The sequence below is a fragment of the Psychrobacter sp. CX90 genome, assembly GCF_057396305.2.
On record NZ_CM182008.1, the window covers coordinates 79,339 to 99,995 of the forward strand.

General features: G+C 40.4%; 16 protein-coding genes and 4 tRNA genes. 12 read left to right on the plus strand and 8 right to left on the minus strand.

Features of this window, described 5'->3' with window-relative positions:
• The first annotated feature begins 270 nt into the window (after nucleotides 1–270).
• The 12 genes from hemL (at nucleotide 271) to AC2SLN_RS00380 (ending at nucleotide 14,292) form a co-directional block, all read left to right on the plus strand.
• Entirely contained in the window at nucleotides 271–1,572 is a 1,302-nt protein-coding gene (gene hemL / locus AC2SLN_RS00325) for a glutamate-1-semialdehyde 2,1-aminomutase (RefSeq protein WP_486548970.1), read from the plus strand.
• Nucleotides 1,573–2,042: 470 nt separating this feature from the next.
• Entirely contained in the window at nucleotides 2,043–3,566 is a 1,524-nt protein-coding gene (ppx, locus tag AC2SLN_RS00330; RefSeq protein WP_486548969.1) for an exopolyphosphatase, read from the plus strand.
• Nucleotides 3,567–3,713: 147 nt separating this feature from the next.
• Nucleotides 3,714–4,511 carry an acetyl-CoA carboxylase carboxyltransferase subunit alpha gene (locus tag AC2SLN_RS00335; protein ID WP_486548968.1) on the plus strand — a complete coding sequence of 266 codons (798 nt, stop codon included), beginning with the start codon at nucleotides 3,714–3,716 and terminating at the stop codon, nucleotides 4,509–4,511.
• A 370-nt stretch (nucleotides 4,512–4,881) separates the two neighbouring features.
• Entirely contained in the window at nucleotides 4,882–7,212 is a 2,331-nt protein-coding gene (locus AC2SLN_RS00340) for an FdhF/YdeP family oxidoreductase (protein ID WP_486548967.1), read from the plus strand.
• Nucleotides 7,213–7,305: 93 nt separating this feature from the next.
• Complete coding sequence (locus AC2SLN_RS00345; RefSeq protein ID WP_486548966.1) at nucleotides 7,306–8,388, plus strand: formate dehydrogenase accessory sulfurtransferase FdhD; 1,083 nt, start codon at nucleotides 7,306–7,308, stop codon at nucleotides 8,386–8,388.
• 66 nt (nucleotides 8,389–8,454) lie between these two features.
• Nucleotides 8,455–10,089 carry a tRNA lysidine(34) synthetase TilS gene (tilS, locus tag AC2SLN_RS00350; RefSeq protein WP_486548965.1) on the plus strand — a complete coding sequence of 545 codons (1,635 nt, stop codon included), beginning with the start codon at nucleotides 8,455–8,457 and terminating at the stop codon, nucleotides 10,087–10,089.
• Nucleotides 10,090–10,395: 306 nt separating this feature from the next.
• A complete protein-coding gene (proC, locus tag AC2SLN_RS00355) occupies nucleotides 10,396–11,250 on the plus strand; it encodes a pyrroline-5-carboxylate reductase (RefSeq protein ID WP_486548964.1) in 855 nt (284 codons plus the stop codon).
• 69 nt (nucleotides 11,251–11,319) lie between these two features.
• On the plus strand, nucleotides 11,320–11,889 hold the full coding sequence (locus AC2SLN_RS00360; protein WP_486548963.1) for a YggT family protein: 570 nt from the start codon (nucleotides 11,320–11,322) through the stop codon (nucleotides 11,887–11,889).
• Between the two features lie 246 nt (nucleotides 11,890–12,135).
• Nucleotides 12,136–12,225 (plus strand) — tRNA-Ser (locus tag AC2SLN_RS00365).
• Between the two features lie 288 nt (nucleotides 12,226–12,513).
• Nucleotides 12,514–12,590 (plus strand) — tRNA-Arg (locus AC2SLN_RS00370).
• A gap of 308 nt (nucleotides 12,591–12,898) precedes the next feature.
• The gene (locus AC2SLN_RS00375; protein WP_486548962.1) at nucleotides 12,899–13,579 is read left to right on the plus strand and encodes an RDD family protein; all 681 of its coding nucleotides are present in this window, start codon (nucleotides 12,899–12,901) and stop codon (nucleotides 13,577–13,579) included.
• A gap of 233 nt (nucleotides 13,580–13,812) precedes the next feature.
• Entirely contained in the window at nucleotides 13,813–14,292 is a 480-nt protein-coding gene (locus AC2SLN_RS00380) for a hemerythrin domain-containing protein (RefSeq protein ID WP_486548961.1), read from the plus strand.
• A gap of 477 nt (nucleotides 14,293–14,769) precedes the next feature.
• On the opposite strand, the gene AC2SLN_RS00385 is transcribed toward AC2SLN_RS00380, so the two are convergent.
• The 8 genes from AC2SLN_RS00385 to ispE form a co-directional block, all read right to left on the minus strand.
• Nucleotides 14,770–15,723, minus strand: coding sequence for a calcium/sodium antiporter (locus AC2SLN_RS00385; protein WP_486548960.1), 954 nt, complete (start codon nucleotides 15,721–15,723; stop codon nucleotides 14,770–14,772).
• A gap of 85 nt (nucleotides 15,724–15,808) precedes the next feature.
• Complete coding sequence (gene panD, locus AC2SLN_RS00390) at nucleotides 15,809–16,189, minus strand: aspartate 1-decarboxylase (protein WP_486531603.1); 381 nt, start codon at nucleotides 16,187–16,189, stop codon at nucleotides 15,809–15,811.
• Between the two features lie 180 nt (nucleotides 16,190–16,369).
• Nucleotides 16,370–16,957 (minus strand): aminoacyl-tRNA hydrolase, encoded by a 588-nt coding sequence (gene pth, locus AC2SLN_RS00395; RefSeq protein WP_486548959.1) that lies wholly within the window; start codon nucleotides 16,955–16,957, stop codon nucleotides 16,370–16,372.
• Nucleotides 16,958–17,034: 77 nt separating this feature from the next.
• Entirely contained in the window at nucleotides 17,035–17,715 is a 681-nt protein-coding gene (locus tag AC2SLN_RS00400; protein WP_486548958.1) for a 50S ribosomal protein L25/general stress protein Ctc, read from the minus strand.
• Between the two features lie 264 nt (nucleotides 17,716–17,979).
• Nucleotides 17,980–18,936 (minus strand): ribose-phosphate pyrophosphokinase, encoded by a 957-nt coding sequence (locus AC2SLN_RS00405; protein WP_486531606.1) that lies wholly within the window; start codon nucleotides 18,934–18,936, stop codon nucleotides 17,980–17,982.
• A gap of 82 nt (nucleotides 18,937–19,018) precedes the next feature.
• A tRNA-Gln gene (locus AC2SLN_RS00410) sits at nucleotides 19,019–19,094 on the minus strand.
• A 230-nt stretch (nucleotides 19,095–19,324) separates the two neighbouring features.
• A tRNA-Gln gene (locus AC2SLN_RS00415) sits at nucleotides 19,325–19,400 on the minus strand.
• Nucleotides 19,401–19,508: 108 nt separating this feature from the next.
• Nucleotides 19,509–20,474, minus strand: coding sequence for a 4-(cytidine 5'-diphospho)-2-C-methyl-D-erythritol kinase (gene ispE, locus AC2SLN_RS00420; protein WP_486548957.1), 966 nt, complete (start codon nucleotides 20,472–20,474; stop codon nucleotides 19,509–19,511).
• Nucleotides 20,475–20,657: the final 183 nt, after the last annotated feature.

A 20,657-nucleotide genomic window follows, 5' to 3' on the forward strand; every position in this document is an offset into this window, starting at 1 on the left:
TGATAAATGATAAATAGATAAAAAGTGAGCTCTTAAGGGCTCACTTTTTTTTGGTATGATATTGGTAGCAGACCTTAGTAATAGCTGTTGGTATTGAAGGTTAACATAATATATAGTCATGACATTTAAAGCCTGTGACAGTAGTAGCCTATTTAAATGTATGACATCGACACATCTCTCGATGGCCTATAACAGCATTAAATTCAATTAACGAAAGCTACCACATTGTGAATGAGATTAACCCATTTAATTAATAAAAAGAGTTTTGATATGAGTACTAAAAACGAACAATTATTTTTACAAGCCAAAAAACACATTCCAGGTGGGGTTAATTCGCCAGTTCGTGCTTTTTCAGGTGTGGGCGGCACACCTATCTTTATACACAAAGCCGCCGGTAGCAAAATTTATGATACTGAAGATAACCCTTATATTGACTATGTTGGCTCGTGGGGTCCAATGATTTTGGGGCACGCACATCCAAAAGTGATTAATGCTGTTAAAGCCGCTGCCGAGGACGGCTTGAGCTTTGGTACACCGACGCCGTTTGAGACGACAATCGCTGATATTATTTGCAATATTGTGCCGAGTGTTGATCTCATTCGTATGACCAACTCAGGTACGGAAGCGACTATGAGTGCCATCCGTTTGGCACGTGGATATACCGGCCGAGATAAAATTGTTAAGTTTGAAGGCTGTTATCATGGCCACTCAGATAGCCTATTGGTTAAGGCAGGCTCTGGTATGTTAGATATTGGCGAGCCGACATCAAAAGGGGTGCCCGCTGACTTTGCAAAACATACCATTACCCTGCCTTATAATAATCCCCAAGCCATCATAGAGTGCTTTGAGAAGTGGGGCGATGAGATAGCCTGTGTTATCGTTGAGCCAATCGCGGGTAATATGAACATGGTTATTCCAACGCAAGAGTTTCATAATACCTTACGTGCAGAGTGTACTAAAGGCGGGGCGGTACTTATATTTGATGAGGTAATGACCGGGTTTAGAGTAGGGTTAGGTGGTGCACAAGCTCACTTCGGTATTGATCCTGACTTAACCTGTTTTGGTAAGATTATTGGGGCAGGTTTGCCCGTCGGTGCATTTGGGGGTAAAAAAGATATCATGGAATGTATTGCCCCCATGGGCGGTGTATATCAAGCGGGCACGCTATCAGGCAATCCACTTGCTATGCGAGCTGGTATTGCCATGTTCGAGGACTTAACAGCGGATGGCTTTTACGATACAGTTGCTCAAAAGGTAGATTATTTAGTAGATGGCATTCAATCCGCAGCCGATAAACAGGGTATCAATTTACGTACCAATAAGCTTGGTGGTATGTTTGGGGTATTCTTTGTTAAAGATAGCAATACAGGTACGCCGCAAAATTTTAACGATGTTACCGCTTGCGATATGAATAAATTTAACACCTTTTTCCATGGTATGTTAGAGCGAGGCATTTATTTAGCGCCATCCGCTTATGAGGCCGGTTTTATGTCATCTAAACATTCAACTGAGGATTTAGACATTAGCATAAAAGCGGCTGATGATGTATTTACTGAAATGGCTAAAAGCTAACACTATTTCAACGTACTGAGTCATTAAAAGGCCATCCAAATTTTGGATGGCCTTTTTGCGGTTGTTAATAAATCATGACGGCATATTATCTGTGAATAAACATGACAGGGTAATAAATAGTGGGGCAAATCTAATAATATGATAAATCCAGTTGGATTTTATCTATATCAAGTTTTATTCTTATCAGTTTTTATTGTTCAATGTTAAGCTGAAAATTAAATTATCGTAAATTTAATACCGGTAAAGCTTCAACAACCTCCCAAAATTTAATTAAATTATAATTAGTCTCCAATTGCGTCTAAGTTACCTTGCCACTTTTTAGCATAAGTGATTTAATATTAGTGTCGTCCATTACCGTTAAATCTTTTGAACATAAAGTACCTAAAATTTTTTTAAAAAGTCTTTGAAAGAGTCTCTCACTCATCTTATCGTCCCCTTATTTTTACGCATTAGAGGTATCTTATTTTCACATGTCTACTAATTTTCTCGCTAATAATGAACTCATGGCCGCTATTGATATTGGCTCAAACAGTTTCCACCTTGCGATTGCTCGCTTAGATCATGGAGAAGTACGCAAAGTTGCGTCGATGTCTGAAAAGGTGCAACTAGCGGCAGGTCTAGATGAGAATGACATATTAGATGAAGACGCTCAGCAGCGTGGACTTGACTGTCTGACTAGATTTATGGGGCGTTTGGAGTCTGTATCCCCAGATAGACTGCGTATTGTTGCTACGAATGCGCTGCGTCAGGCCAAAAATTCTAAAGACTTTATTAGCCGTGCTAACAAAATCCTGCCAAAACCGATAGAGATTATTGCTGGGCGCGAAGAAGCCCGTTTAATTTACTTAGGGGTATCACATACGAATGCCAGTAGTGATAAGCGATTAGTCATTGATATTGGTGGTGGTTCAACCGAATTTATTATTGGTCAAGAGTTCGAGCCGATATTAACTGAAAGTTTGCAAATGGGCTGTGTTGCTTATACTAAGAAATACTTCGATGAGGGTGAGATTAATGAAAAGCAGTTTGATAAAGCCGTGGTTGCTGCTCGTAAAGAAATTCTAGCGATCAGTAGTGCCTACCAAAAAACAGGTTGGACGAGTGTGGTAGGTTCAAGTGGGACTATCAAAGCGGTGCGTAATGTGTTGGTATCCCAAGGTCTTACAGATGATCAAGAACGAATTACGTATCAAGGTGTAAAATCTTTACAACACCAACTGATTAAGTGTGGACATATTGATAATATCAATTTAGAAGGGGTTAAAGAGCATCGTAAAGCAGTTTTCCCCGCTGGCGTTGCGGTACTGCGTGCTACTATGAAAGTAATGGGAATAGATAAAATAACCTATTCAGATGGCGCTTTACGAGAAGGTGTCATGTATGACATGCTTGGTAGGTTTGCCAGTGAAGATGTCCGAGACAGAAGTGTCCAGGCTTTAATAGAACGTTATTCCGTTGATAAGATACAAGCAAAACGAGTTGTGAAAACTTGCCACCAGCTATTTCAGCAAGTTCAGCATCGTTTAGGACTTAATAATGAAGATGCCGATTTATTACGGCGTGCTGCTTATTTACATGAAATAGGATTGGCTATTAGCCATAGCGGTTATCATCGTCATAGTGCCTATTTACTTGAGCATTCCGATGTACCAGGTTTTTCACAAGTCGATCAGATGCGCATGGCTCAACTGGTGCTTAATCATCGACGCAAGCTAAAAGCAGAGATGTTTGATCAGGCCCAGATGATCGGGGGGAGTAGCTTAGTTAATTTATGTTTATTATTACGCCTCGCTGTTTTAGCACACCACAGCCGTAGTGATAATGATCAAGATTTACTCTCTCTTTCTATAAAAGATAATGACCGATGGCAAATATGCCTTAATGCTTCTAGTGACTCTCGTCCATTAATATTTGCTGATTTAAATGAAGAAGTCGATCAGTTTAAGAGATGGGGGATTGATCTTATAGTTAATACCGAGAATGATGGTGGCTAGTTTACGCACTGGCTAAGACACATAAATTAATCAATAAATCACTCATCAACAGGATGAATGATATATAATAAGTTTACAACTGTTCGCCAAGATTTAGAAAGAACCTAAAGTTGGCAGAGAGAAAAAAGGAAAATATAAGGATATATAATGAGTGTTGTTTGGGAAAGTGTTGGTTTAGCAAGACATACAAAGCGTCCTTTATTTATGGACTATGCTAGCCAGATATTTACAGAATTTGATGAATTGCACGGCGATAGAGCATTTGCTGACGATAGGGCTGTTATTGGTGGTTTAGCGAGATTTAATGGCGAGCCTGTCGTAATTATTGGACAACATCGGGGGCGTAGTACTCGTGAGCGTATTGCCCATAACTTTGGCATGGCATATCCAGAGGGTTACCGTAAAGCAATTCGATTAGTGAAGCTTGCTGAACGCTTTAATTTACCAGTTATGACTTTTATCGATACGCAGGGGGCTTATCCTGGTGTTGGGGCAGAAGAGCGTGGTCAAGCGCAGGCGATTGCAGAGAGTATTGCTACCTTTAGTAGCCTGAAAACGCCTATCATTGTCACGATTATTGGTGAAGGTGGCTCTGGCGGTGCACTGGCGATAGGCGTTGGCGATAAAGTAAATATGCTTCAAAATAGTATTTATTCTGTTATATCGCCAGAAGGCTGTGCTTCCATCTTATGGAAGACTGCTGAAAAAGCGTCTGAAGCATCTGATGCGTTGAAATTGAATGCAAGCAACTTGTATCAACTTGGATTGATCGATGCGGTCATTGAAGAAGGTAAGGGCGCTCATATTGACGCTAAACCCATAATGGATAAGCTTAAAAATCTATTAACAGAGCAACTAGCAGAATTAAAAGCATTGACTATTGATGAGTTAGTCGAGCAGCGTTACCAACGTTTAAAAGGCTTTGATTCCCTAGTAAGTCTGTAAGTTTTGCCTCGCTAGGCTTAACTGCGAAACTATTTTATTAAACTATATTCTTTATGAAGACAGGTTTTGAGCCTGTCTTTTTTAATGGCGAATGTAGCAACTTATCTATCTATTCTATAAATAATCCTTTCTTATAAACGTTCCTGTTTTATACCCGTATATAATTAGAACTTATTTAAATGTATTCAAATTGCTAATAGAACTGACATTGATTGGTAGTTTGACCTATACTAAATATAATTTCTGACTAAATATATATATTCATTCATGATTGAAATGAGAAGTGTATTGGGTAGTGTTCATCCCTAAACTGCCTATCAATTGCTCGATTATACCTGCTTCTAAATATGATATACCGATGAGGTTTACCATGCGTAAAATACCTGTTTATAATCATCCTGCTGCTGGCTGGTCTGCTTTAGTAGAATGTGCTGGTGTGTTGATGGATTACAAAGCCTTTCTACGTGGTAGCTATAGTGTTTTAAGCAGTAATCAACCTGAAGGCGGCTTTGATTGCCCTGGTTGCGCATGGCCAGATCATAAAACACCCAAAATGATTGATGTCTGTGAATCGGGAATCAAGGTACTTGCAAGTGAGACCATGAGTACGTGTGCAGATTCCGCATTTTTTGCTAAGCACCGTGTCAAAGAACTGCAAACATGGTCAGGTTATCAGCTAGATCAGGCAGGTCGCCTATCACAGCCTATGCGCTATGATGCCGAGCAAGATAAGTATGTGGCTATATCATGGGAAGATGCTTTTTCATGTATCGCACAGCAGTTAAACAGTTTGGGCTCGCCAAATGAGGCGCTGTTTTATACGTCGGGTCGAGTGACCAATGAGCCGGCATTTATGTATCAACTGTTTGTGCGTCTATTTGGTACCAATAACCTACCTGACTGCTCTAATATGTGTCACGAGCCAACCTCGGTAATGCTGTCTAAGCAAATAGGGGTAGGTAAGGCCACTGTCGTTCTGGAAGATTTTGAGAAGGCAAAACTCATTTTAATGTTTGGTCAGAATCCAGCAACCAATCACCCGCGTATGCTTGAGATGTTAGCGTATGCTCATGAACAAGGGTGCCGAATCATTTCAATTAACCCAATGCGCGAGCAGGGGTTACGCCGCTTTAGAAACCCGCAAAAAGTAACCCATATGGTGGCGGGAGGCAGTGATGAGATGGTGGATGAGGTGGTACAAATCCAAATTGGGGGTGACACTGCGTTGCTTACCGGCATGGCAAAGTGGCTTATTGAAAATAACAAAATCAACCAAGATTTTATTGATAAGCAGACAGCAGGCTTTAACGAGTTTAGCCAGTGGATACAAGCACAGAGTTGGGATGATATCGAACTAGGATGTGGTATTAAACAAGCTGATATCATTAGTGTGGCTCGCTTAGTAGCTGATAGTCCAGCTACTATTTGTACGTGGGGAATGGGTATTACCCAGCATGTGCAAGGTGAAGACAATGTGGCAATGATTACGAACCTGTTACTGCTTATGGGAATGATAGGTATAGAAGGTGCTGGTGCCTCACCGGTACGCGGACATTCTAATGTACAGGGCGATCGTACTATGGGGATTCACGAGAGTCCCGCCCAAACACTATTAGATAGCTTGGAGCGTATTTTCAAGTCGCCCATGCCCCAAGAACCTGGCTATGATGTTGTCAAAGGTGCTCAGGCAATGACGCAAGGTAAGATAAAAGCCTTTATTGCTATGGGTGGGAACTACTCAGTTGCCGCACCAGATAACAAAGCAATTCAGCAGGCGCTCGCTAATAATCAGCTGAACGTGTTTGTGGCCACTAAACTCAATGAGACCATGCTGTATCCAGGTGTAAATAATATTATATTGCCTTGTTTGAGTCGTACTGAACGCTTTAGCACAGTTAATGGGAATCAGTTTGCCACAATTGAAGACTCTATGTGCCAGATTGTGCCGACGCAGGGGCGATTATCCCCTATTAGTGACTCCCTTAAATCTGAAGCACAGATTGTCGCTGGAATTGCGATGCATTTATTCGGAGAAGATAGCGTTATTGACTGGAAAGCACTGAGTGAGGATTACGATCTGGTGCGTGATTATATTGCCCAGACTATCGATGGGTTTGAAAATTTTAATATGCGTATACGAGAAAACAAGCGTGGATTTCATTTGTATCATCCTGCCCGCCATTATGAATGGCATACAGAGAGTGGTAAAGCGCAGTTCGAAGTGCCCCTGTATCCTATCACTTATGTGGCTAAAGAGATGCATAATAAAACAGTGGCATACACTCAGAAGTCATTACCTCAACACGAAGTTGAGAATCAAGGCTCGCAGCAATCCATTTGGCAATTTACCAGTGTCCGTAGTCACACCCAGTTTAATACCACTATCTTTGGTCATGAAGACCGTTACCGGCAGACCAAACGCCGAGATGTACTATTTATGCATCCTGATGAGATGAGTAGAATGGGTTGGAGTGAAGGCGATAAAATCAAGGTCATCCGTGAGGATAGCCAAGGTAAAAGGCGTACCCTAGGGCCATTAATATTGACTAAAATGGATATCGCAGCCAATGCGGTCGCTGCCTACTACCCAGAATGTAATGACTTAATGGACTTAGACAGCCATGCACCTGAGTCGCATATTCCTTCCTATAAATCGGTAACCGTTGAGCTACAGCACATTACGGAGGCAGCGTCTGCTTAGCCAGCTTCTTGACCGAAAGTTTTCATAACAAGGTTAGCGTCAATGTAGGTCGTAAGCCGCTTCATGCCTATGTGCTTAATGGTCGTACGCTTCATGACTATGTTTCTTGCACCACACATTTCCAAACATTGGCGCCCCACAATTACCCTATACAACGGTATTTCGATAGCAGACAATGCGATGATAGTTGACAGTGTAAAATCACATCCTATAAAAAAGAGTGTTGATGAAGAGCTTGCATTAGATGCTGCTCATAAACAGGTGCCTCTTGCTCGTCAGCACATGACGCAGCGAGATTTTTATCGCTTAACTGAGTTAAAGCAAGCGAGATCGGCTCAGTTAAATGTCAGCTTTACCCCTGAAAGTCTGGCAGTAGAAGCGGCAATAGCCATTGTGATCAATGGTATCCATTATGCGGTGCTTATGGCAAGTCCTAGTGAGCTTGAGTATCTGGCTATTGGGTTTTTATTCAGTGAAGGTCTGATTGAACATAGCCATGAGCTGCTAGATTGGGAAATTACCCAGCTAACGCCCTCTTCAAGCTTGCAAGACTTTACCAGTCGAAGCTTTGATGAGCCGGCGACATTTGCGGCTCTGGTGCAACAATTACAGTATTATGATGCCTATGTGGTTCAGCTAACCTTAAGCCAGCGCCGTCATCAGCGTATTCAAGCACAGCGCCGTCAACTTGCTGGGCGTACTGGTTGTGGTATGTGTGGTATCACAGGGCTGAAGCAAGCTCTACCCGATTTAAGTGCATATCAGCACGATTTTGCCTCTAAGCCTAATTTAGATGAACTGCTCAGACTGCGTGACCAGATAACCAAGGCTCAGCAGACGCACCAGCTCACTGGCGCTGTTCATGCAGCAGCGACTTTATATAAAGATGAGCTGCAAATTTTTGAAGATGTGGGCCGCCATAATGCACTGGATAAGTTGATTGGCTGGCAGCTATGTCATCAGGCTGAGCTTGACTGCGTGGTCATGACCTCAAGGCTGTCGATTGAACTGGTTCAAAAAGCAGTCCGTTGTCGATTACCTTGGTTAGTGGGTATGTCGGCGCCTACCAGTACAGCGGTACGAGTAGCACAGCAATATGGTCTTGGATTAGCAGGATTCTTAAGGGATAATAGAGTAACTTATTATTCTGGAAGCTTTGTTCCTAGAGAGCTATAGTTCTCATTAGTTGTCTTTTTAGCACACCTGCTAATTTCTTAAACGCTTCTTTAATAGTCCTTATTTATGATTGCCTTTGCAGCCCCTTTAATATCAGCCTTAATAACAAGTCTCAATCAGCATCGACAACAGCTAAACGGCAAGCGTATTTGGCTGGCGTGTAGTGGTGGACGTGACTCATTGAGCTTAGCAATGCTGTGTCGTCAGTTATTTGATGAAGGTCGATTGCCTTTTCTACCCCAGCTATTACATGTAAACCATGGTATGCAAGAATCAAATGTAGCATGGGCAAAGCAGGTAAAAGACTGGGCAGATAATAACCACATGTCTTGCCATCTATTAACCATTCACAGCGATATTAAAACTGAGCAATCTGCTCGGCAAGCTCGTTATGAGGCTATGATAAATGCGATGAATTCGGATGATGTGCTTATGTTAGGTCATCACATGGATGACCAAGTCGAGACTGTATTAATGCGCCTATTTAATGGGGCAGGGGTAAATGGCCTTAGCGGCATGGCTGACTTCTCTATTAAACGTTTCATGTTAAATGAAGATCATACTGATATAAAAAAATGTGCATCCGATAAAGCCATCCATTTATGGCGGCCTTGGTTGACGGTAAATAGGTCGCAGATTACCGCTTATGCTAAAGCCAGTAGACTACTCTATATAGATGACCCAACTAATGTGGTTAACTTAACTAGCGAGACTAATCATTCAAAGGCTAATTATTCAGAGTTTGGTGCCACTTTAAATGTAAATGATAGGGCATGGCTACGTAGTGTACTGATGCCGATTGTTACTGAACGTTATCCGCGGGCTGTTGAAGCTATATTTAGAACCAGCCAGCATATGCGTGATGCTAGTCATATTATTGATGAGCAGATTGAAATAGAATTAAACCGCTTATCCATAAACCCTCAAAGTATTCATACCCTTACCGATATGCAGTCGGTCATTGATATCAATAAACTGCACAAATTATCGTCTGCTATGCAGTCAGCAGTGATACATGCATGGTTGAGTCCAACCAGTTTAGAGTTACCACCCGCTAAACACTTGGTAAATGATGTGTTGAGACTGTCTCAACGTACAGATAACAATCATCAAACCTGTTTATTTTGGGACAATAGCTTATATAAATATGAGATTCGCCGTTATCAACAGCGGTTATATCGACTTAGAATGGATTGGCTCAACTGGCTTGATGTTAAGCCTGAAATAACAGAAATAAAGGTTACTAATCATACAGCTTCAACTATACCTGAGTATCATGAATTAAAAGCTGATAAATCAAATTTTGTGTGGCGGGTTGGTCACATGCCCAAACTAATTGAATTCATTTTTGAAAAAAAGTTAGCATCTGATGCGGATAAAAATTCAAATTGGGTGTTACGTTTTGAGTTATTGCCTCGTGATATAAAGCTTGCCTTAGCAGGTAGGGTAGGAAGAAAGTCTGGCAAAAAACTATTGCAATCAATCAATCAACCTGCGTTCATGCGTGACTCTGTGGTGTTGTGTTCCTTAGTCAAGCAGAGGGATAACGTAAGCTGCTATCAAAATGAAACCCTTTTTCCGCTGTTTATAGTGGCAATCAATGATATTTATCCAATACAAAGTGAGTTTGTGGATAAGATAATAGGTTTGAGGAATAATCATCAGCTTGTCACTCAAGTGGTATATTCTGAGACTGGCTAATCATCACTTAATCAGTACTTGGGCATTGGTTAGCTATATGAGTTCTATAAAATAAGTTTTATAAGGTGTCATTTTTGCGAAAGAGTTTGCAAGAGAATCTGCCAAGATACTTTATGAGAATAAGCGGTCAAAAATAGCCATATGAAAACCATCAAAGCGATATGTTACACTAAGCAGCATTTTGATTTTAATAGTGCTAAAAGTTTAGTGTACGTATTTTCCAGCAACAATATCAAGAATAGGCCTATCAAAAATGGCATATCAAGAATAGAGAAAGGCTTTTTCCGAATAAGCTGCACATAAAGGATGGCTGAGGGTGTTATGAAAAATATTTTAGATAAAAAAAAGATTATGTTTATTGGCGGCGGTAATATGGCTCAAGCCTTAATAAACGGTTTGCTTGGGAGAGGGGTTAAGCCTAAAAACATTATTGTTTCTGATCCACATATCCAAAAAAACGACCTTGTCACAAGTCGAGGCATTATTGGAATTGATCCAAAATCGCCTGAGGTTAAAATATATCTTCAGGATGCTGATGTGGTATTACTAGCGGTAAAACCTCAAGTTATGAAAGCAGCTGTAGAAGATTTTGCTGACGTATTGGAGACTCAATTAGTTGTTTCAGTGGCAGCTGGTCTTTCAATGCAAACCCTAAGTAATATGTTAGGTGGATATCAAAAAATAGTACGTACTATGCCAAACACACCTTCGACAATTCAAAAGGGTGCATCAGGGCTGTATGCAACCGACATTATTAAGCAGGAAGACAAAAAATTAGCCGAAGCCGTCATGGCAGCGTCAGGTTTAGTCAGCTGGGTAGATGACGAAGTGTTATTACATGCGGTAACCGCTGTATCAGGTTCAGCACCTGCTTATTTCTTTTACATGATCGAATCGATAATCAATGCAGGTATTGAGTTAGGCTTAACTGAGAAGCAAGCAGGAGCGCTTGCCATGCAAACGGCTTTAGGTTCTGCACAAATGGCCATCGCTAGTGATGAAACACCTGCCCAGCTTCGACATAAAGTTACCTCGCCAAATGGTACGACACAAGCAGCTATTGAATCCTTACAAGACAGTCATTTTAGTCAGATAATGCAAAAAGCAATGCAAGCTTGCTATGACAGAAGTGAAGAAATCAGTGAAGAGCTACGCAATTAGATTGCCGATAGATCTTTATAAGGTAGTACATCCCATTTATTTTAAGCCCAATTAGTAAGAGTATGCTGAATGACTAGTCCTATTTTTACCATATTTAATATGGTTATAAACTTTGCCATGTTGCTTGTTTTTATCCGATTTATGTTACAGTTCTCAGGAATTGAACGTACTAACCCTTACGTTGAGCCAGCGTATAAAGCGACCCAAATCGTTGATGTGTTTGGTCGCATCTTTCCAACCGTAGGTGATGGCCGTATTAGTCTGGCCGCGGTCATGCTATTGTTTTTGTTAAAGCTCGTTGACATATCGGGCAATGCCGCGCTACTGGGTCATGGTTACACTCCGGTAAAGCTGTTTTTTGAAGGCACGCTATCACTTATTTTAGCTTTCTTACGGGCTGCTCGCTATTTAATTATTGGCTCAATTATCATTAGTTGGATTGTCGTGTTTACCCAAAAAATGCATCCTATTTTAGGTATTATCATGCAAATGGCAGAGCCGATACTTGCTCCATTCCGTCGCATTACTCCAAACCTTGGTATGCTTGATTTATCGCCAATGATCGCTATTTTTGGTTTATTATTAATTGAAATTATTGTGACTACTATTGCAAATAATTTGGCGCCGATGTTTGGTTAAGAAGATGTTATGTATTTTATAGATGTACAGTGATTATGGCTTGGCTGAACAGCATTTATGACAGACATGGACTTATTTAAGTTGATTCTCTATGTGCTGTGTTAATGAGTACAATACTGAATTAGTTAGTAATAAGCGTAAATCAACCTTGCAAAGCTAGATTATTTTGCTATAATACTCGCCCACGACATGATGCAATAAGCTGGATTCTTTAGCTTTTACATAGGTCGTGGTCTATATCGTCAAGGTGAAGTGGGTGAGTGGCTGAAACCGCACCCCTGCTAAGGGTGTATACGTTAACGCGTATCGAGGGTTCGAATCCCTCCTTCACCGCCATTTTTAAATATATAATTTAATTAGTGTTGCAATTTATAGTTATAAGTCATTAAATTCAACAGTTGCTAAATAAATAATTAAAAGTGATTGACTAAATAGAAATATTGGCTATAATAGCCACCCTGTTAAGAGCAGTACCTCGCCTTTAATAAGAAGTATGGCTGTTAATAAGAAGTAAAGTAAATAACTTCTTAAATACCCTTAGTAACTCTTTCACTCTATTAAAGATGAATGTTATTTATCAAGTGTATTTATAGGAAGGTTTCAGAAAACTTATTAGATAATTATGCGCCTTTAGCTCAGCTGGATAGAGCACTTGGCTACGAACTAAGGGGTCGGGAGTTCGAATCTCTCAAGGCGCACCATCTAATGTAAAGAGTCAGAACTGGTATAAAATTCACTATCATTTTAAAGTGTCTATTTTATCTGACGGCTGATTTACCTGATCTCATTTATCGTTCCCACCTAATATTTATCGTTCTAACCTAACGTTTATGGTTCTAACCTGAGTAGTTACTATATTTTAATCGCCCTAAGTTTTGGCGATTTTTTTGTGCATGTATTTTTTGTATGCCTGTGTGTTAATCAATATTTTTGACTCCGCCTTATGAGTAAAAATACGCTACAATGTTAGACTTATTATGATTATACTATTTTAGGTTAACTTTATTTTATGAAAAAATCACATCATATAAAAAAAAGTAAGGTTAATACAGCTCCTATTAATCGTAGCAAAAGCGATAATAAGAAATCTAGACCGAGTGGTATTGAAGGCGTGAGTATATCGGGCGAACCTGAAGTGGCGGGGGCAGGTTTGCGGATGATTGCAATTATTTATGATGGTATGCTTATTCTCGCCCTATTATTTTTAGTGGGTACAGTACTCACTGTGATAGGAACTATGATGACTATGGAGACAGGAGTTACCTCAGATCAAGCACAAACGCTACCGCAGTGGTATCAAAATCTCGTATTAACGCCAGCATTCATCATCACTCTCATCGGGTTTTATGGGCTATTTTGGCGCCGAGCTGGTCAAACGCTTGGTATGCAGACTTGGCGATTAAAAACAGTAACTAGCACGGGCCAGCTGTTAAATTGGGGACAAACGGTTAAACGCATTTTGGCGGCATGCCTCGTTCCCGTATTATGTGGCTTAGTTGGTTTAGCATTACATGGGTCGCGAAGCGCTATGTTAGCGAGTGCCATTATAGGCATCATTTTTAATTATGTTTTTTGCTCATTCAATCGGCGTAGTTTGGCGGTACATGATATTTTATCCAATACGGTAACCCTTAAGATGCCAAAAATTCATCACCAAGGATTATTTAAATCACTCAGAAAGAAACAATAGCCTTTGTCAGTGGCATAAGTGCATAGTTAAATTGTATACCGATGGCTTAATCCTGAGATTAAATGTAGTTCATCTTGCTGATTTGTTATCAGTTGAATAGATATAAGTAAGCACTGCTAGCATTATTCAAACGTTCATACAAAACTTATGCTAACTATGACGGTAACTGCGTAGATTAATCGGTATAATCTAGACATGAAACAAACTGTCGATCGTGTGATTAGGAGATAACTATGAGCAAGCAAAATAATATCAACCTTAAGCAAGATATTTTTGCAGCGTTGATAGCTAAGCATGAAGTTCAACGGGACTTATGCGATAAGCTTGAAGCCACTGATAATAAAGATGAGCGCCTATCTATCTATAATGAGCTTAAGCTTGAATTACAAGCGCATGCAGCGGCTGAAGAGCGTCATTTATACGTTCCAGTTATGCAGCACGATGATGGTTTGGAGTTATCGCGCCATGCTATTACTGAGCATCATGAAATGGATGAAATGATGGAGACGTTAGATGATGGGCGTGTTAGTATTGATAATTGGAATGATACTTGTGCTGATTTAATCCATAAAGTACGACATCACTTAAAAGAAGAAGAGAACGAGTTTTTTAAAGAAGCTAGTCAGATACTTGATGACGATTTGCAGCAGCGCCTTGGTGCTTTATATCAAGTTGAGCATGATGAGTTTGCACTAAACCACAAAGATATGTAGCGTAGACCGTACACATAAAAAAGCACTGCTATAGCTTAGCGGTGCTTTTTTATGTGTATTGTTCGTTCGTTCATTTGCCAAACGGCCAATTCAGTCAGTAATGGGTATTTAATATGTTTCTTGAAGTATTTCTGTGTCAAACTGACTAAGCCTACTATTTTACTCACTTGTATCCATTTTATATCTTACTTTAATTTTGGGGTTAGCTATGCCAAAACTTACTTTATTAATAACCGTTAGTCTATGATCTTCAAATTCAGCAAGCTTGAAGAATTTATTCCGCAGTAAAGACGGTTAAGTAAGCGCCTTTTAATCAAGAGGTTCTAATTAAGCGCTTTTTTGCTGAGTGATTATTATAGTCAAAGAAGTCTAAAATGGTTACAAGGCAACCGAGTGCAAGTACTACTGGAGTAGGCTTAACGAGGTTAACGCCGTAACCGTTTAGTAGTTCGCTGACTATAGTATGCAATTGGTCAATTAAGTAAGCGAAGTTAACCCTAACCAAATAGAATATCCTATAAAGGCTGCTATTAAAATAACGCCACTTTTTAGCTTAAGTTGATTTTGATGTTTAAAGGCAAAAATGGATAGAACAAATAATAATAGAGTAGAAATACTCACCATTAGCATATCTCGGGTTAGAATTTCAGGTTCAACACTCATGGGGCTAATAATAGCGGCGAGCCCAACCACGGCCAATGTATTAAATAGGTTGGATCCAATAATATTACCCAGTGCCATCTCATGTTTACCTCGCCTTGCCGCCGTTATACTAGCGACTAGTTCAGGTAATGAGGTGCCAATGGCTATAATTGTCAAACCTATAATAAGCTCACTAATGCCCCAGAATCTGGCCAGTTCAACAGCGCCCCATACAATAGCGCGCGAGCTAGCAATTAATAACCCTAAACCAACAAGCACAGTAAAGAATGCTTTAGTGGTGTTAATATTATGACTACGCTCAATTTTGCTATCATAATTACTACGAATACTCAAAAAAATTTGAGTTAATAACACAATAATCAGGGCTGCAATAAGAACCACACCATCAATCAATGATAGGTTTCCATCGGTTAGTTGCCAAGCCGCTAATAGGGTTATTATCAATAGCAAAACCATATCGTGTTTTACAACCGAGCTGGAGACTACGATAGGACTAATCAGGGCAGTGGCACCGAGTACTAAGGTAATGTTAATAATATTAGACCCATAAGCATTACCTAACGCCAACCCCGGACTACCTGCATAGGCAGAAAGAGCGGAGACCACCATTTCAGGTGCTGAAGTGCCAACACCAAGTATCAAAACACCCACCAAGAAGCTAGGCATATTAAAGCGTAACGCTAAATCAGTGGCCCCATCGATAAACGTATCAGCACTCCATATCAAAATCACAAGACCGATAACAATAGCGATTACAGCTAGCCCCATAAGGCTTCCCCTTTTGTTTATTTCAATAAAAAACGCCATACAATTGTATTGTTTGGCGTTTATAAAGCCTGACTAACGTTATGCTTTAAGATACTTGCACAGGAATAATGTTAGCGGTGTCTTTAACGGTATTATCTTCATTACAATAAACCAATTTAGGCTTGTGTAAATCAGCTTCTTGTTCGTCCATTTGGGCATAGGCACAAATAATGACAATATCGCCTAAGTCCGCTTGATAGGCTGCGGCACCATTTAGTGAAATAATGCCAGAGCCAGCTTCAGCTCTTATCGCATAAGTACGAAAACGTTTACCATTACTAACATTATAAATATCAATCGATTCATTCTCACGGATACCTGCTAAATCAAGAAGGTCGCCATCAATACCGCAAGATCCTTCATAATGTAAATCTGCATGAGTAACGCGCGCTCGGTGTAATTTGCCTTTAAGTAGGGTCAACAACATAAGCAGTTCCTTGGAATCAATTAAATAGTCTAAATGGTGTGCATGCTAAATTAGCCATTTGAGCGTTTTGCAAACGGCTATATTTATATAAATTGGGCAAAAATAAAAGTTTTAAATAGCGGGTTAATCAATATCAACAAAAACCTAACATTAAAATTAATACGGTTTAAGTCATTGAATTTATATCGAAGGTAATCTAAAGCCATTAATTTGAGTGCGCGCCTTTTCGATATTACCAGTAACCATAAGTTCAAGCGAGTGCATTGCTGCATCTAATGAGGCATTAATTGCAGTTTGCTCATCAGTTGAGGGCTTGGATAACACATGCCCACTTACTTTAGATTTATGACCTGGATGACTAATACCAATACGCAAACGATGAAAGTCGTTGCCTAAATGCGGTGTGATATCTTTGAGGCCATTGTGACCACCATGCCCACCTCCCGTTTTAAGCTTGATACTTCCAGCGGGAATGTCAAGCTCATCATGAGCTATTAACAGCTCTTGAGGCTTAATACCATAATAATTAACCATAGGCACAACGGACTGACCGGATTTATTCATAAACGTCGTGGGTAGAAGTAAACGCACATCTGTATTATATATGAGTCCGCGACCGGTTAAGCCATGAAACTTTTTATCACTGGTCAGCTCAATATTAAACTGGTCAGCAACTTGGCACACAAACCAAAAACCAGCATTATGCCGTGTTTGGGCATATTGCTGGCCTGGGTTACCAAGCCCAACGATTAGTTTAAGTTGGGACATGGCTTTCTCACTTTATTATGTCTTGAAAGGTTTAGGTTCAAACTTGTCATAACTATAAAGTAGGTCATAGAGGACAATTACTCGTCGTCTGTACCTGCTTCTTCAGAACCTTGTTCAGTAGCTGGTACATCAGCGGCATCAACTGCTTCGGCATCTTCATCAACTTCTTCAACAGTTGGTGGCTGCATGTTAGCGACAGTACGGTCTGTACCTTCCTCGTTTTCAAGCTCTACTAAAACAACACCTTCTGGAAGCTTGATGTCTGATAGGTGGAGGGAATCACCAATCTCCATTTCTGACACATTAACTTCAAGATATTCTGGAAGTTGTGACGGTAGGCAGATAGTTTCCAAATCTGACACTAGAGTAGATAATACACCACCAGCTTTAGTACCTGGGGCATCTTCACGACCAACAAAATGAACAGGAATATTCATGTGGATCTTCTCGCCTTTAACAATGCGTTGGAAATCTGCGTGCATTGGGTAACCCTTTGAAGGATGGCGCTGTAGGTCTTTAATAACGGCTAATTGCTCGTCATCGCCTATCTTAATAGTTAAGATATTTGAGAAGAAGGCTTCGTTCTCTAACAGCTTCCACAACTCATTATTTTTAATAGAGATAGCAGTGGGCTCATCGTTACCGCCATAAATAATGGCTGGAACTAAGTTTTGCTTACGCAGGCGGCGGCTCGCACCTTTGCCCTGCTGGTCTTCAGTACGGGCAATGCCCTGAACTGTGTATAATACGTTACTCATAGGAGTATCCTTGAAAAAATTAGGTTGTTGATGTTGTACAGCACGTTTGCGACCAACGAGACAGTACAAGAATCAGGTAATCTGAATTTGCGTAGAAAGGCAATAAATGCATTTCACACAGATACAGAGGCCGTATTATACGCATTTGTCTGGTTAAAATCCAGTACAAAAAACCGCCATCAATAAGATAGCGGTTTCAATCGAATAATAGCGGAAAATAATAACCGCCAGTAATAACGAGAAGCAAATTAGCGGCTTTAGAATTTAAATATCAATGTATTCAAACATTGCGCTAATAGACTCTTCATTATTAATACGGCGTAAGCTTTCAGCTAATAAAGAGGCTATAGTAACTTGGCGAATCTTATCACAGGCTTCAGCTTCAGCCGTTAACGGAATGGTATCAGTTACCACAAGCTCATCCAGTACTGAGTTACTGATTGTTTCAATAGCTTTACCCGATAGGACAGGGTGAGTAATATAACCCAGTACACGGCGCGCCCCATTGTCTTTCAATGCTTGTGCTGCTTTACAAAGCGTACCAGCAGTGTCCACCATATCATCAACAATAACACAATCACGATCTTTTACATCGCCAATGATATGCATGACTTGCGATTCGTTTGCACGGGCACGACGTTTATCAATAATCGCTAAATCAGTATCGCCAAGCTCTTTTGCCATGGCTCGAGCACGCACAACACCACCAACATCGGGCGACACAACCATTAGATTGTCATAGCCTTGTTTTTGTAGGTCTTTTAATAACACAGGGGTAGCGTAAATATTATCTACTGGGATATCAAAGAACCCCTGAATTTGGTCTGAATGCAGGTCAACGGTCATAACTCGGTCAATACTAACGATGTTTAGCATGTCAGCGACTACTTTGGCGGAGATAGGGACACGTGCCGAACGCGGACGACGGTCTTGACGAGCATAGCCAAAGTAGGGCATAACGGCAGTAATTCGGCCAGCACTTGAGCGACGAAGTGCATCGGCCATTACCATGATTTCCATTAGGTTATCGTTAGTTGGAGAACAGGTAGGTTGTAAAATGAAGACATCTTTACCACGGACATGCTCTTTTATCTCAACTGCAATTTCGCCATCGGAAAAGCGGGTAACATCAGCTCTACCAAGAGGAATATGTAGATGGTCAGCAACCGTTTTTGCCAGCTCAGGGTGGGCATTACCCGTAAAAATCGCCAGATATGGCATGGTTCAAGTCCTATTTATTTGACTTAAGAGAGGAGCAGTAGAGACTGCACAAATAAAAAAGAGAAGTTGAACGTTCAGAAAATGGTAGGGGTAGCTGGACTCGAACCAACGGATGTCAGGATCAAAACCTGATGCCTTACCAACTTGGCTATACCCCTATAACAAATAACAATCATCAAGATACTTGTTCATGCTCTTATAAGAACAAATTTAACATTCTTCTTGATAATTAGCTATTAGAAGGTTTCTTATTTTTTAAAATAACTTCTAATATTGATATTGCTTTTCGATAACGTTCGAGGCGAACTATACCGAAAACTAACTAGACATGTCAATAAACTAAATCGTTTAAAACCACTATTAAAAACGACTTACAGTATGACGAAAATGGTAGGGGTAGCTGGACTCGAACCAACGGATGTCAGGATCAAAACCTGATGCCTTACCAACTTGGCTATACCCCTATATGGGCGAGTTATTATACAGTACAAATTGATGATTGCAACTGTTTTTAAGTTTTTTTGCAACAGAGAAATTATGCAATCTACTAACGGTACTAGCCAATAAAAGATCTAAGCCACAATAGAGTGAGTAATTACCCAGTGGCATGGTGGAACATGGACATGCTCAATATAATGTTCTATCTCATTAAGCTTGCTACTCGGAATAGGAAGATATACGCTGCTACCCGTGCCGGTCATTCGAGCGCTACTTTGAGTAATACGCTCTAATCCTATTAAATACTCTAAAGCGCATCTGACCTCTGGAACTAGCTTTATTACGATGGGCTCAAAAACATTACCAAATGGTGTTTTGAGCTTGCTAACAAAGCAGCTTTGTTGCTCAATTATCTCTATATGAGTGAGGTTAATGACGTCTCTTTTAAGCTCAGGGTGAGCAAACAAAGCTTGTGTTGAAGCATGTGCATTTGGATTTAAAATGAGATAATTTTGCTTTGGTAGCGCAATCGGAGTAAGCACCTCACCGATACCTTCGGCAATGGCATCTTTACCAAATAAAAATATAGGGACATCTGCCCCAATACTTGCACCAATCTCCATGAGTGCGGCTTGGTCTATGGGCAGTCTCCATAGTTTAGTTAAGGCCAATAGAGTGGTTGCGGCGTTAGAGGAGCCGCCCCCCAACCCTGCGCCTGTGGGCAAGTTTTTATTTAATCGAATGTGAATAACCGGTAAGCTTTCTAAAACGCTAGAGAGTAGCGAACTGGTAGGTAGTGGTATATTATTATTTTTTACCCAATTGATTAGACCATTAGCGGCTTTAACAATCAAGTTATCGAGTAGCTTATCTGTCAGTTGAACATTGCAGCTCAGGGTTATGGGCAGGTAGGTCTCGCTGATAGGCTCAGATAATTGAAACGGCTTTTCTGTGACATAAAAATCAAGGGTATCGCCCCAATCGAGCAAGCGAAACACAGTTTGCAGATTATGATAGCCATCTTCTCGCTTGCCTATAATATGTAAAAAAAGATTGATTTTAGCTGGGGAAAACAGGCTGAGCTGAGGTATTGAAGTCATAAGCGACACCCTATATTTATGGTAATTTCACATGACTGCATTATGAGTCTAATAACATGAGTCTAATAACATGAGCTTAGTAAAATAGACCAAGTGACAAAGCTTGCCCTAATGGCTTGCCTTTATGGAGAGGGCTAAAAATGAAGGTTTATCCCTATTGATTCAAAGTAGCTTAACTTAGCG